This is a genomic window from Spirosoma sp. KUDC1026, from assembly GCF_013375035.1.
Lineage (GTDB): Bacteria > Bacteroidota > Bacteroidia > Cytophagales > Spirosomataceae > Spirosoma.
Genome location: NZ_CP056032.1, coordinates 2,658,613 through 2,671,988 on the forward strand (window position 1 = coordinate 2,658,613; position 13,376 = coordinate 2,671,988).

Sequence of the window (13,376 nt, forward strand, 5' to 3'; positions counted from 1 at the left end):
TAACTTATCGTTCTTTTCTCCCTTTTTCACAAACGATAGCTTACACCTAGCGAACTAAGGAGTGAGCTATTGATCGGTCTGAGCCGGGCATAAATACCCCTTATTTCTACCTGATATCCGTTAAGAGCTTTTGTCTGTATGGCCCGAACGTCAGCAATTGCCGCTAGACGTGACGTGATACGCCATTTCACCCCCGCACCACCCGAAAAGCCCGATTCATCCAATCCTGCTTCCTTATTGATGGTTAATACTACTGGTTGGGCATATACTCGACTACTTTGAATCATCTGTCCGGATAATAGCTTATTGAACACAAATCCTACTGTCAGATAAGGACTTATAACCTGTCGACTTGTCCGGGTAAATTCATAGCGAAGATACGGGTTCAGGAACAGACTTTGTTCACTGATTTTATCAACGATGACAAACAGGCTGGCCGTTTGATCTAGGTTCCAGCGGCCTTCCTGTTGTGTATAGGCCACCGTCAAACCAGCGCTCAACCGTTTATGCCAGGATAAATTCAGATCCACGCCATAACCTAGTTGTACCCATGAAGTAGACGATGTTGTCAGGCTGCCATCGAAACTTTGCAGTTTATACGAACCCGTCGAGAGAAAAATTCGCGGGTTTAAAGTAACCTGGACGGAACGAGCATTGGCGAGGAAAGACGTGGTCGGTTTAGCTGGCTCGACACATCGGTTATAAGCTAACACGTACTGAGCCAGGTGACGTCGTGAAACGGTATTGCCTAAAGCACTGACCTGGGCACTTAGACTAGAACAGTCAGTCAAAAACGTTTTGAGCGTAGCTGCCGGTGATCTAGGATTGAGGGTTGTCAGGATTTGATCTTTGTCCAGTAATAGTAAGTTTGTACCGCCACTTCGTTCGAGTTGATAAAGCGCTACCGGTCCTGTCACTAGCTGCTGAAGCAGTACGTAATGGGTGTCCAGAGCGCTTACGTTTCGGGAAATGAAATGCTCGTCGCCAATTTGAACCGCTTTTAGGTCACTGGGCTGGTAGTTCGTCTTCGACGCTTTATCCAGCAGAATGACCTGCCGCGTTTTATTGATTCGTTTTAAGGCCAGTTGGCCGCTCCGGATGGATCCATCTTTTAATTCCACCCGTCCTTCCGAAAAGATAGGCTGTGCGTTGATTAACTCTAATAGGTTGGTAGAGAGACAAAGAAAAAGAAATAAGTAACGCATCGAGAGGCTACTAGTAGACGTTAACTTCATAAACCGGGGAGATGGAGCAAGGAGGAGAGGGAGAGAAATCATTCAGATTTCTCTCCCTCTCTTCTTCAAAAAATTAAACCATCGTCCCTACCCGTTCCAACAGCGCCTTTGTTTTGCGGATGCCTTCGTATTCATCGATTTTGCTACCCTCGTATTCGATACCGGCGATACCCTTGAAACCGCTGTCTTTCGTGATTTTCAGGATGCGGCTGTAGTCGGTTTCGATGCAGTTACCGTTTTCGTCAAAGTCGTAGGTTTTGGCCGATACGCCTTTGGCAAAGGGTAATAGTTCTTTCGTGCCCTGGTAGCGGTCGTACTGCTCCTCGCAGGTTCGGTCGGGGCCCGGCGCCCGCTTGATGCAGAAATTGCCGAAATCAGGCAGCGTACCGACATTCTTCATATTTACCTGCTTCATGACGCCCGACAGCCATTGTCCGTTGGACGAGTAGCCGCCGTGATTCTCAACGATGACGTTGATGTTCATCGTTTTCGCGAACTCACCCAGCTTGCTCAGCCCTTCAGCGGCTGCTTTGGCTACTTCCTCGGCTGTCCCTTTTCCGGCCGCATTGACCCGGATCGTTTTGCAGCCCAGGTATTTGGCGCACTCGACCCAGCGGTGGTGATTGGTAATTGCCTTGTCCTGTTCAGCTTTGTCCGTCGCGCCGATCTCACCTTCCCCGTCGATCATGATCAGGTTGTTGGTGATACCGTTGTCCTTGCAGCGCGTCAGCAGGTCATTGAGGTACGTTTTATCCTGTGCTTTGTCCTTAAAGAACTGGTTGACGTATTCAACAATGCTGATGTCGAACTCTTTGCGGGCGATGGCCGGGAAATCGAGGTTGGTAATTTTCTTGGCAAACAGCGCTTTGTGCAGCGACCATTCGGCCAGGGAGATGTCGAAAAACGGTTTTTTCAGGGAAGACTCGGCAAAAGCACTGGGCATTAGCGCCAGACCTGCCGCAGCTCCGGCGGCCTGCTTGATAAACGAGCGACGGGACGTTGTCATTGATTAGGGAGTTTAAGAAAGCTTTAAATAACAAAAGACCGCTTTCGCATTCGAAAAACCAAGCCGCCAACTGGAAATGCCACTGGTACGTTAGCTATCCCGAAACCGGCTGTCGATTGATGGTCGGGTCGGATTTGTTCGTATTTTGCGCCGACTGTTACGCTATCACGCATGATTACCCTCGATACCATTACCGACGCCCACGAGCGTATTCGACCGTATATCCACCGTACGGCGGTGCTGACCAACCAGACCATCAACCAGCGGGTGGGAGCCAAACTCTATTTCAAGTGCGAGAACTTCCAGAAGATTGGTGCGTTCAAAGCCAGGGGTGGCCTGAACGCTGTATTACAGGTCGCGGCCAACGGGGAAGGAAAGGCCATCACGACCCACTCGTCGGGTAACCACGCGCAGGCTGTTGCTTTTGCCGCCCGGCAGGTTGGGTTGCCTGCGTACATCGTTATGCCCCGTACGGCTCCGCAGGTTAAAAAAGATGCCGTTCGGGGCTATGGGGCCGAAATCATCGAGTGCGAACCAACACTTGAAGCGCGCGAGCAGGGCGTCCGGGAGATGATCGAACGAACCGGGGCCGTCCTGGTGCACCCCTTCGACGATGACCGGGTTATTGCCGGGCAGGCAACGGCCGCCAAAGAACTGATCGAAGACTACGGTCAGGAAACACCCTTCGACGTGATCCTGACTCCCGTTGGTGGGGGCGGGCTCCTGAGCGGGACAAGTCTGATTACTCACTATTTGTCGCCTACTACCCGCGTTATTGCCGGAGAGCCCGAAGGGGCGGCCGACGCTGTTCTGTCAATCAAAAGCGGGAAAGTGGAAAAAGCGCCCTACATCAATACCATTGCCGATGGGTTGATGACGGGCCTGAGCGAACGGACGCTGGCCATCATCCGCCAGCACGTAGCAGACGTACTGACCGTGTCCGACGAGGAAATCGTTGCCGCCATGCGGCTGGTCTGGGAGCGGATGAAGATCGTGATCGAACCATCCTGCGCCGTCCCGCTGGCCGCCGTGCTGAAACATAAAAACCAGTTTGCCGGTCAGAAAGTCGGGATCGTCCTGACGGGTGGGAACGTTGATCTGGGCAAATTACCCTTCTGACTCTATGCTGACCGTTACGCCGATTACGCCTGAGCAAACCTATCCGCTACGCCACAGCGTGCTCTGGCCCGACAAACCGCTCGACTACGTAAAAGTCGATAACGACGCCAGTGGCTACCACTACGGGGCTTTTCTGGATAATGAGCTGGTCGCGGTGATTTCGCTGTTTCTGGAGAATGAAACTTCCGATGGGCACCCGGCGCGTTTCCGGAAATTTGCCGCCCGGCCGGATCGGCAGCGGCAGGGAATCGGGACGCAGCTGTTGAACCATGTCATCGCTGAAGCCCGACGAATGGGTGCTACAGAACTCTGGTGCGATGCCCGGCTGGATGCCGCCGATTTCTATCGCCGGTTTGGTATGGCACCCGTCAGTGACGTGTTTTACAAAGGACCGATCGCTTACGCTACGTTTTCGATGTCTCTCTGATTTGGCGGAGAGTGAACGCACAGCCGGCAGGCGAAGAACAGTCTTAGTTAATTTATAACCAAAGGAATAACTACGTAGTTGAGTAAATGTACCAACGAACAGGTATACTCAACAAAACAGAACGTAGTACGAATGAAAACATCAACGATACTGACGGTGGGACTGGCAGCCAGTCTGTTTGCTTGCAGTCAGAAAAAAGAAACGGATCAGACCGGTGAGGTCGTCGAAACCGAGACAAAGGAACTCAACCTGCCCGCTCCCTACGAAACCGAATCGGTCACGCGCTTCAGCAACGTGATTGGCTGGCCCGAGGGAAAAACACCACAGGCTCCGCAGGGATTCACGGTCACGGAGTTTGCGCGCGATATGAAAAGTCCCCGCTGGGTCTATGTAGCTCCCAACGGTGATATTTTCGTTGCCGAGGCCAACACGGAGCGGAAGGGCGTCAAGAAAAAAGTAGAGTCTATTGTGTCGGGACGTAACAAGTCGGAGCATACCACCGAAAGTGCCAACCGCATTACTATTTTCCGGGACACGAACAAAGACGGCAAACCCGACCAACGAGAAGTTTTTCTGGAAAATCTGGATCAGCCATTTGGCATGCTGGTGCTGAACAACAGCTTTTACGTAGCCAACACAGGGGGCGTCTGGCAGTATCCGTACCAGGCAGGGCAGATGAAGATGACGACCGCCGGAAAGAAAATTCTGGACCTGCCCGTGGGAGGCTATAACAACCACTGGACGCGTAACCTGCTGGCTAGTCCGGATGGAAAAAAAATATATGTGTCGGTTGGTTCGGGAAGCAACGTAGGTGAGCACGGCGAAGCCAATGAAGTGCGTCGGGCGAACATTATACAGATCAATCCGGACGGTACGGGTGAGAAAATCTACGCTAGTGGTCTTCGTAATCCGGTCGGAATGGACTGGCAGCCATCAACGAACACGCTGTACACCGCCGTGAACGAGCGGGATGAATTAGGCGATGACCTGGTACCCGATTACATGACTAGTGTGAAAGAGGGTGGTTTCTACGGCTGGCCGTATTCATACTACGGTCAGAACGTCGATCCGCGCCGGAAAGGAGAGCATCCGGAACTAGTGCAGAAAGCAATCGTGCCGGACGTGCCCCTGGGATCGCATACGGCTTCGCTCGGACTCACGTTTTATGACGCCGATCAGTTTCCGGCTAAGTACAAAAACGGGGCGTTCGTGGGGCAGCACGGCTCCTGGAACCGGTCGACTTTCTCGGGATACAAGGTAGTATTTGTGCCCTTCGAAAATGGCAAGCCAGGTAAACCCGAAGACTTCCTGACCGGCTTCGTAACTGGCAAGGACAAAGAAGTATACGGCCGGCCGGTGGGTGTAACGGTAGCCCCCGATGGCGCTTTACTCGTAGCCGACGATGCCGCTGACCGCATCTGGCGTATTGTAGCCAACAAGTAAGACGTAGTTAACTTCAGCGCTGTTTGAGCTTTCTAGAAGGCTGGTAACAAGCGATTTTGTCATTTCGACCTTGGGAGGAATCTCAAGCTTTGATACTAGTCAAGCTTAAGATTCCTCCCAAGGTCGAAATGATAAAAACAGGAGTAAAATGAAACGTTTGACTGGTTTCTTTCGCTTAACAAAAAAGGCGGATCCATTGATGGATCCGCCTTTTTTGTTAAGCGTACCGTACCGGCTTAGAACTGGTAGAACAACCGCACCCGAGCACCAATGTTGAACGGGCTATAGGCGTTGACATTATTGCCCCGAACAAGCTGCGTCGTTGCCAGTGGTCCGGCCTGCGCTACCCAGTGACTCTTCTGCCACTCGATTGCCGTGCCGACGGTCAAATTATTGAAAACATCATACGGACGACTCCGGCTGGATTCGACTCGAGATACATCATAACCATTGAACTTCTTCGCTATCCGATCGAAGGTTAGACGTTCGGTGTTCGATAGAGTCAGATTCGTACCTACCGTTGGCAGAATCGTAAACGATTGGGTTAGTGGAATCCGGTAACCTATTTGCAACGGAATCTCCCTTTGCTCCTGTTTCAGACTGATATTGGTAATAATGACCGAAGGGTCAAACCTAGGATCGACCGCTTTGTCGTACTCCTTTTGGAATGTTTTCGGATAATTCTTTATGTTAAACTCTTTTTCCGTTTTGAAATCCCCGTCAAAACGAACCGACTGGCCGTAGCCAACGCCCAGGGTCCAGTGCTTGCCTAGAATCAGCTCACCCGTGATGGCTGTATTCCTGAAACGAGCCGTTAGGTCGCCCCCAATACCAATTCGGAAGCGGGGGGCAAATTTGGCCACCGACTGACTGGCAGGGCTCTGTGCCTGCGTACCGCCAATCGTTACGGTACGAACCGGCCGCATCCGGCGACTGGCTTTCCGTAGCATCATCGTGTTCCAATCCAGATCGGTCAACTGCAGGGGCTGATTGGTCAACTGATCGAAGTTGGCCGCGATAGCTGATTCGCCGGGGTTGATCGACTCGTTGGCCGTATTGGCTGGCTGCCCCGGCAATCCTGTTGCTGGCGTTTCTGAGTAGCTACCATTTGCCGATGCCTGGCCTGCCTGATCCGTTGAGGAACGTAGCCGATCGCGCTGGGTCTTGTTGCCTGACGTAGCAACGCTGGATTCCTCCGCTGACGTTACGTTCGTGCCGGACAGATCCCGATCTAACCGGTTTGTTCCAACGCCGTTCGTTGCTGACCGGATTGGTTGATCCGTGCTGCGCTTGTTCTGCGTTCGGCCAGGTCGGCTAACCGCTAACTGGCTGTCGGTAGTGCCTGTAGCTTCCGTCGGTATTGACGACGGCGTTATCCCCATTGCTCCAGCCGTAGCACGACGCAACGACTCGCTGCCGGGAGCATCAGCTACCGAGTTTCCCCGACGGTTGACGTCATCAGTCGGAGTAGCCTCAGCCCACTGGCCGCGACTGTCTACCTGGTCGGCATTGGCTGCTGACTTCGCCGGAACGGGAACGTACCGGGTGATGTACACCGTATCGGTTTGATGGACAACCGTTGGCTCGGCTACTTTGTCGGCGAGGTTCATTGAAGACGACTGCGTAACGGCTGGTTTTTCCGTGTTCAACGCCTGAACCGTCTGTCGCAGGGTAGCGATTTCAGACCGTTGCCAGGCAGCTAGGGCAACCAGAGCCGCCACGCTGGCGGCTGCGGTGAGCGGTACCCAAGGCTGTGCGTACCAGCTTCGGCTGGCCGGATGCTGGACAATAGTAGAGGTTGGTGTCGCCTGCTGGAGGGACGCCTGCATCTTTGTCCAGTCGTTTTCGGTAAACTCCGGCCGAATACTTTCCAGTTTACGCCGGATAATATCGGTGAAGCGATCAGTTTTCATGATAAGGAACAGAGGCCGCTGGGCCTGACTTGACATGGAACGGGTAAGCCTGCTTAATTAGCTGTTGCAGCTTTTGGCGGGCGCGTGAATAATTAGAGCGAACAGTTGCCTCGTTATGATTCAGCAGTTCAGCAATTTCGTGGAGACTGTAGCCATCGACAACGTGCATCATAAACACCGTACGGTGCGTAGGATTGAGCTTCTGCACCAGCGCCAGTATTTCATCGGCGGCAATCTGATCAACAACGTCGTTATCGAGCGCCACCTGCTCGCCCGATTCCAGTGAGCTCTGCTGCTCGAAACGACTGTTCCGGCGGTAATGGCTGATGGCGGTGTTGACGAGAATCGTGCGTAACCAGGCTTTAAAGGGTAAAGCCTCATTGTAGCTGTCCAGATGTTGAAACGCCTTCAGAAAACCTTCGTTCAGTACGTCTTCGGCTTCTTCAACGCTGGAGGTATAGCGTAAACAGATGCTTTTGGCGTACCCGAAAAACTGCTTGAACAGAATGCGCTGTGCACGGGAATCGTTGGCACGGCAAGCCTGGATGACACTCGGAAGGTCATTGTCAGAGAAGGATGACGATTTCCTGAAGAACAAAATTATGTCAAATTAGCGTGAGCACATGCTTGATAATCCAGATACGCATTGACCAGCAAAAGTGTTGCAAACCAGTCTGCTATCCGACATTTTTTTTTGTGCTGCCACGTTTCCCGGATCAGAAACGTACTGACAGGAAACGGACCTGAATCGCGCCGTTGGTGATGGATGAATATACTGATACTTGGTGATGCGCATACGTACGGCTATGGCCTGTCGGCCGGTCAGTTGAGCTACATTGGTCATTTTATCCGGCAGATCAGTCAGAGCGGGCCCGCCGTTTCGGTCGAAGCCTACGCGCATTTAACCATTCCCCAGGCCATATCAACGCTGGCGCGGTTGCCGCTGAACCAGTATGATCTAATCATTATTCAGCCGAATCAGCACTGGCTGACAACCCGCTCGAACACGTCCATTCGCTGGTCGTCGTCTAAACCCGAACCGCTGAGTCCGTCGCTGCTCTGGCCGATTCGTACGGATCAGGTTGTTGTGCCCGGTTCAACCACCAGAAACCGGCTGCGGTCCTTAATCCAACGGACAGATTGGCGGCTGAGAAACCTGCTGGGGCTGACTAAACCGCCGAAAGCTTTACTGGAACTGTTACGTCTGCTGAGCCCATACCGGCACAACGTACTGCTGGTAACGCCTTTTGCGCACCTGAACCCCTGGTGTCATGCGCAACGGGAGCAGTGCCGGGCTATGCTTCAGCAGGAAGGGGAAAAGCAGTTATTCAGCATATTCGATTCGCACCTAGTTGTTGCCCCCCGCGAAGAGTATTTCCTGGCCGATAGCCAGACGTTTATCAATACCATCAGCCACGAACTGGTCGGACGCGCCCTGTTTGACTTTTACCAGTCGGCCCCAACGATCGTTACGGTGCAGGCCATCAAGCGGGAGTGACGTTGAGAACGTAAAGAACCCAGAAGACGCTGGCAAGGCTGTAATCGATTTCGCCTGATTAGTTGCCCGCTTTACCAGAGTTCAATACACTTACTTGACTACGTAGTAAAACGTAAAAGGGGGCTGAAATTTCAGCCCCCTTTTACGTTTGGATTAAGATATTGAACTAGCTATTTGAATTGCACTTCCATTTCTTCTGGTTTCGTCGTATCGCCGGTGGGGCGTCCTTCGGGCTGAGGCAGCGGACGTTGCTCAACGTCTTTCCGACGGGTCATGTACGTGTAGATTACCGGTACGACGTATAAGGTCAGCACAAGCGAGAACAGCAGCCCACCCACGATAACGATACCCAGCGGCATCCGGCTTTTCGACGCGGCACCCAGCGCCAAGGCCAGCGGCAGTGCCCCAAAGGCCGCTACCAGCGTAGTCATCAGGATTGGACGGAGACGTAGCGCGGCCGATTCGATAGCAGCTTCGTATTTGTTCTTACCCGTCAGGCGCTGTTCGTTAGCAAATTCAACGATCAGAATACCGTTCTTGGTAACCAGCCCGACCAGCATGATGATACCAATCTGGCTGAAGATGTTCAGGGTCTGGTTGAACATCCAGAGCGAGAATACGGCACCGGCCAGCGCCAGGGGTACGGTAATCATGATGATCAGCGGATCGATAAACGAATCGAACTGAGCCGCCAGAATCAGGTAGACCAGTATGAGTGCCAGGCCAAAGGCAAACAACGTATTCGACGAGCTCTCGGCGTAGTCACGCGAGGGGCCGGACAGCGATGTCTGGAACGTCTGGTCGAGGGTCCGGTCGGCAATGGCCTGCATGGCCGCAACACCGTCGCCAATGGTTTTGCCCGGAGCCAGCCCCGCCGATACCGTCGCCGATTTGAATCGGTTGTAGTGGTACACCTGTGGGGGACTACTTACTTCCTCAAACTTGACCAGGTTATCCAATTGAACGAGTTCACCCCGGCTTGATCGAACGTAAAACGACTGCAGGTCGACAGGCGCGTCGCGGTCGGCGCGGTCTACCTGGCCGATTACCTGATACTGTTTTCCGTTCATCAGGAAGTAGGCTAGTCGTCGGTTACTCAGCGCCAGTTGCAGCGTCTGCGCTACGTCCTGAACTGAAATACCGAGGTTTGTCGCCTTCTCCCGATCGATGCTGATGTTCAGTTCAGGTTTATTGAACTTCAGGTCAACGTCTGAGGTCTGGAAAGTTGGGTCTTTCTGTACTTCGTCCAGGAAGTTAGGCAGCTTCTCCCGCAGTTTCTCGAAGTTCAGGTTCTGAATAACGAACTGAACCGGCAGACCACCGCCCCGTCCCACCTGAATCGTTTGATCCTGGGTGGCAAACATGCGGGCTTCGCTGAATTTCTTGATGTTTTTGTTCAGGTAATCCACGATCTCCTGCTGCGAGCGATTCCGTTCGGTTGGCTCAACCATGTTGATGATCACGAAGGACGAGTTGACGGCTCCGGCTCCCGAAAAACCGGGCGCTACCACACTAAAGGCCAACCGTGTTTCGGGGATCGAGTCAAGTACGAGCTGCATGACCCGGTCAGTAACGTTGGCCTGCGATTCGTAACTGGTTCCTTCGGGCGATGTGATGGAAACGCGGGTACGGCTCCGGTCCTCGAGCGGAGCCAGTTCCGATTTAAGCAGCGCACCCAGCCCAAAAATCAGGGCTGCGCAGGCACCGATCATAACAAAAGCCCAGGCCCGCTTCCGCATGAACGCATCGAGTGAATCGCGGTACGTCTGGTCAAGCCATTGGAAAAACGGTTCGGTTTTTCGGTAGAACCAAGACCGCTTGCTGTGGTCTTTAGCTGTTAGTTTTACGCTCAGTACCGGTGTCAGGGTCAGCGATACGAAGGCCGAAATCAAGACGGCACCCGCTACAACGATCCCGAATTCACGGAACAGGCGACCCACGAACCCTTCCAGGAAGATAATCGGCAGGAACACGACAGCCAGCGTAATCGATGTAGCGAGTACGGCGAAAAAGATCTCATTCGATCCTTCCTTGGCCGCCTGCTGCGTGTCCATACCCTGTTCGACCTTCTTATAAATGTTTTCCGTGACGACAATCCCGTCATCCACTACCAGTCCCGTGGCCAGTACGATACCCAGCAGCGTCAAGACGTTGATACTGAAGTCGGCAATGTACATGATAAAGAACGCGCCGATCAGCGACACCGGAATATCGATCAGCGGGCGGAACGCAATCAGCCAGTCGCGGAAGAAGAGGTAGATGACCAGAACGACCAGTACAAACGAAATAATCAGCGTCTCGCCAACTTCCTCAATGGCCCGACGGATGAACGTACTCCGGTCAATGCCTACGTTAACCAGAATATCGGATGGTAGGTCTTTCTTAAGCTGATCAAACCGTTTATAAAACTCGTCGGCAATGCTGACGTAATTGGCGCCGGGTTGCGGAATCAAAACCAGAATAACGCCAATAGCTCCATTCTGTTTCGATAACGTTTCTTCATTTTCGGCACCCAGAACGGCATACCCCACATCCTTGAAGCGGATGATCTGGTTGGCCGTCTGACGCAGAATCAGGTTGTTGAAATCTTCTTCGGTGGTCAGGCGTCCTACGGCTTTCACCGTTAGCTCGGTACTATTACCATATACCTTACCACTGGGCAGCTCGACGTTCTGCGCTGTTAAGGCACTCTGGATATCCTGAGCCGTTAATTGATACGCTGACAGTTTGATGGGGTCAATCCAGAGCCGCATGGCCTGCCGCTTGAGGCCGTAGATATTGGCCTGGCTAACGCCGGGAATGGTTTGTAAACGTTCCTGCAATACGTTCTCCGCATAGTCCGACAACTGAGTCGGGTTACGGCTCGTACTCTGGACAGTCATGAAAATGATCGGGTCCGAGTTGGCATCGGCCTTCGTAACGACGGGCGGAGCATCAATATCCTGGGGTAGCTGGCGCTGGGCCTGCGATACCTTGTCGCGCACGTCGTTAGCCGCCTGTTCGAGGTTGGCGTCCAGATTAAACTCAACCGTAATGGTACTGGCTCCCAGTGCGCTATTCGACGAGATAGTACGAATCCCCTCAATACTGTTCAGCGATTTCTCGATGGGTTCCGTTATCTGCGACTCAACAATGTCGGGGTTCGCTCCGGTATAGTTGGTCCGTACGGTGATAACCGGCGGGTCAATGGCTGGATACTCCCGGACGCCCAGAAATGAAAAGCCAATGATACCGAACAGCACGATAACGATGGACATCACCATCGCAAAAACGGGCCGGTTTAGACTTAATTCGGGTAAGCTCATAACTGGTTGAGTTGTAGGTTCATTAGTTGCTGGCTACTTTAGACTCGGCCCCCGGCAGTTGAATAACCCGTCCGACCTTGACCGGGGCATCGGGCTTCAGGAAGAGTAGACCAGTCGTCGCGACGGTGTCACCCGCGGCCAGTCCGGACAGAATCTGAATGGTTCCGGCCGTCCGCAGTCCTGTCTTCACATCCTTAAACTGGGCTTTCCCGTTGTTGATCACAATCACCTGATTCGTGCGCGTTTGCGGGATAACGGCCTGGGTCGGTACGACCAGACTACGTTCGTTCTGGATGGTAAGCGTAACCCTGGCAAACGTACCAGGACGGTAACGCGCCGACGTATTGTTTACCCGGGCCCGGATGCGCAGATTACGTGTCTGCTCTTCCACGCCGGGTTCAATTGCATACACAGAACCCTGTCCGGCTTTATCGCTGCCGTCTACCTGAAACGAAATCGTGCTGCCGGTACGTACGGCTGAACCATATTTTTCCGGAATGGAAAAATCGAGCTTCAGTGACGAAATCTGCTGTAAACGAGCGATCAACGTACTTGGCGTAACGACGGCGCCAGCACTGACATTACGTAAACCGATGACACCCGAAAACGGCGCCCGGATTTCGGTACGCAGGAGATTGGCTTTTACCAGATCAATATCGGCCAGCGACGACCGTAAGTTCGTCGTGGCAATGTCAAATTCCTGCTGGCTGATACCGCCCTTGGCAAGCAACTGCTTATTGCGGTCTTCGGTCCGGCGGGCATTGTCGGCCAGCGCCAGTAATTTCTGAAGCTGCGCCCGCAGGTCCTGGTCGAACAGTTTGACGAGCAGCGCCCCTTTGGCAACGGGCTGTCCCTCGCGGATGTTCAGTTGTGTAATCCGGGCTGAAATTTCGGGATAGATGTCGACCTGCTCGGCCGCCAGCAGCGAACCGCTGGATACTACGTCCTCCCGCAGCGATTGCGAGACGACTACAAAAGCGTTGACGGCCAGCGTTTGGCCTTTACCGGCGCCCCCGGCTCCACCTTTACCAGAGCCGCCTTTACCACCCTCTCCGCCACCACCGGACCCGCCACTCGTGGCGCCAGGTGCCGGGTGTAATACTTTATTATACACTATGATCCCGCCGAGAACTAAGACGACCAGACCAATCGCAATCCATCTTTTCACTGGTTGTAATTTTGGAAGGGAGGAATTGAATAAAAAACGGAAACTCAGCGCCCGTCTCACGCGCCTGCAAAGGTAAACCCAGGATGGATTTTATCAATCTGAATTAAGGCCAATACAGCTGGATTATCGCTGAATGACGATATTTCAATGCTGAATCATGGGCCGTAACCAACTGGTTCTATTTCGTTTCGACAAGATAGTTCATTAGCATTCTATTCGCTAATCAGCATACAGGAGAGATGGTTTCAACACTGGGTAGGTA

Annotated in this window: 10 protein-coding genes; 4 read left to right on the top strand and 6 right to left on the bottom strand. The window is 53.0% G+C overall.

The genetic code is table 11. From position 1 onward, the window contains the following. Window positions 1-26: 26 nt before the first annotated feature. Together HU175_RS11170 and HU175_RS11175 are read right to left on the bottom strand one after the other, a co-directional pair. Window positions 27-1,205: an autotransporter outer membrane beta-barrel domain-containing protein gene (locus HU175_RS11170; RefSeq protein WP_176566676.1), complete on the bottom strand. Its 1,179-nt coding sequence runs from the start codon at window positions 1,203-1,205 to the stop codon at window positions 27-29. A gap of 103 nt (window positions 1,206-1,308) precedes the next feature. Next, entirely contained in the window at window positions 1,309-2,241 is a 933-nt protein-coding gene (locus HU175_RS11175) for a sugar phosphate isomerase/epimerase family protein (protein ID WP_176566677.1), read from the bottom strand. A gap of 171 nt (window positions 2,242-2,412) precedes the next feature. On the opposite strand from HU175_RS11175, the gene HU175_RS11180 reads away from it, so the two are divergent. The 3 genes from HU175_RS11180 (at window position 2,413) to HU175_RS11190 (ending at window position 5,230) form a co-directional block, all read left to right on the top strand. Then, the gene (locus HU175_RS11180; protein WP_176566678.1) at window positions 2,413-3,360 is read left to right on the top strand and encodes a threonine/serine dehydratase; all 948 of its coding nucleotides are present in this window, start codon (window positions 2,413-2,415) and stop codon (window positions 3,358-3,360) included. A gap of 4 nt (window positions 3,361-3,364) precedes the next feature. Continuing rightward, complete coding sequence (locus tag HU175_RS11185; RefSeq protein WP_176566679.1) at window positions 3,365-3,787, top strand: GNAT family N-acetyltransferase; 423 nt, start codon at window positions 3,365-3,367, stop codon at window positions 3,785-3,787. A gap of 132 nt (window positions 3,788-3,919) precedes the next feature. Continuing rightward, entirely contained in the window at window positions 3,920-5,230 is a 1,311-nt protein-coding gene (locus HU175_RS11190; protein ID WP_176566680.1) for a PQQ-dependent sugar dehydrogenase, read from the top strand. Window positions 5,231-5,466: 236 nt separating this feature from the next. Here the strand turns inward: HU175_RS11190 and HU175_RS11195 are convergent, their stop codons facing one another. Together HU175_RS11195 and HU175_RS11200 are read right to left on the bottom strand one after the other, a co-directional pair. Further along, window positions 5,467-7,143: a hypothetical protein gene (locus HU175_RS11195; RefSeq protein WP_176566681.1), complete on the bottom strand. Its 1,677-nt coding sequence runs from the start codon at window positions 7,141-7,143 to the stop codon at window positions 5,467-5,469. Then, complete coding sequence (locus tag HU175_RS11200) at window positions 7,133-7,741, bottom strand: RNA polymerase sigma factor (RefSeq protein ID WP_176566682.1); 609 nt, start codon at window positions 7,739-7,741, stop codon at window positions 7,133-7,135. Before HU175_RS11200 ends, HU175_RS11195 begins: the two co-directional genes overlap by 11 nt. Window positions 7,742-7,909: 168 nt before the next feature. Here HU175_RS11200 and HU175_RS11205 point away from each other — a divergent pair, with 168 nt between their 5' ends. Next, the gene (locus HU175_RS11205; protein WP_176566683.1) at window positions 7,910-8,641 is read left to right on the top strand and encodes an SGNH/GDSL hydrolase family protein; all 732 of its coding nucleotides are present in this window, start codon (window positions 7,910-7,912) and stop codon (window positions 8,639-8,641) included. A gap of 170 nt (window positions 8,642-8,811) precedes the next feature. Here HU175_RS11205 and HU175_RS11210 read toward each other — a convergent pair whose 3' ends face one another. Together HU175_RS11210 and HU175_RS11215 are read right to left on the bottom strand one after the other, a co-directional pair. Further along, the gene (locus tag HU175_RS11210) at window positions 8,812-11,946 is read right to left on the bottom strand and encodes an efflux RND transporter permease subunit (protein WP_176566684.1); all 3,135 of its coding nucleotides are present in this window, start codon (window positions 11,944-11,946) and stop codon (window positions 8,812-8,814) included. A 22-nt stretch (window positions 11,947-11,968) separates the two neighbouring features. Next, on the bottom strand, window positions 11,969-13,114 hold the full coding sequence (locus tag HU175_RS11215) for an efflux RND transporter periplasmic adaptor subunit (protein ID WP_176566685.1): 1,146 nt from the start codon (window positions 13,112-13,114) through the stop codon (window positions 11,969-11,971). Between the last annotated feature and the right edge of the window lie 262 nt (window positions 13,115-13,376).

Excerpts from the sequence above, each read along its gene's own strand:
- HU175_RS11170 (WP_176566676.1), bottom strand. The coding sequence starts at position 1,205 with ATGCGTTACTTATTTCTTTTTCTTTGTCTCTCTACCAACCTATTAGAG.
- HU175_RS11175 (WP_176566677.1), bottom strand. The coding sequence starts at position 2,241 with ATGACAACGTCCCGTCGCTCGTTTATCAAGCAGGCCGCCGGAGCTGCG.
- HU175_RS11180 (WP_176566678.1), top strand. The coding sequence starts at position 2,413 with ATGATTACCCTCGATACCATTACCGACGCCCACGAGCGTATTCGACCG.
- HU175_RS11185 (WP_176566679.1), top strand. The coding sequence starts at position 3,365 with ATGCTGACCGTTACGCCGATTACGCCTGAGCAAACCTATCCGCTACGC.
- HU175_RS11190 (WP_176566680.1), top strand. The coding sequence starts at position 3,920 with ATGAAAACATCAACGATACTGACGGTGGGACTGGCAGCCAGTCTGTTT.
- HU175_RS11195 (WP_176566681.1), bottom strand. The coding sequence starts at position 7,143 with ATGAAAACTGATCGCTTCACCGATATTATCCGGCGTAAACTGGAAAGT.
- HU175_RS11205 (WP_176566683.1), top strand. The coding sequence starts at position 7,910 with ATGAATATACTGATACTTGGTGATGCGCATACGTACGGCTATGGCCTG.
- HU175_RS11210 (WP_176566684.1), bottom strand. The coding sequence starts at position 11,946 with ATGAGCTTACCCGAATTAAGTCTAAACCGGCCCGTTTTTGCGATGGTG.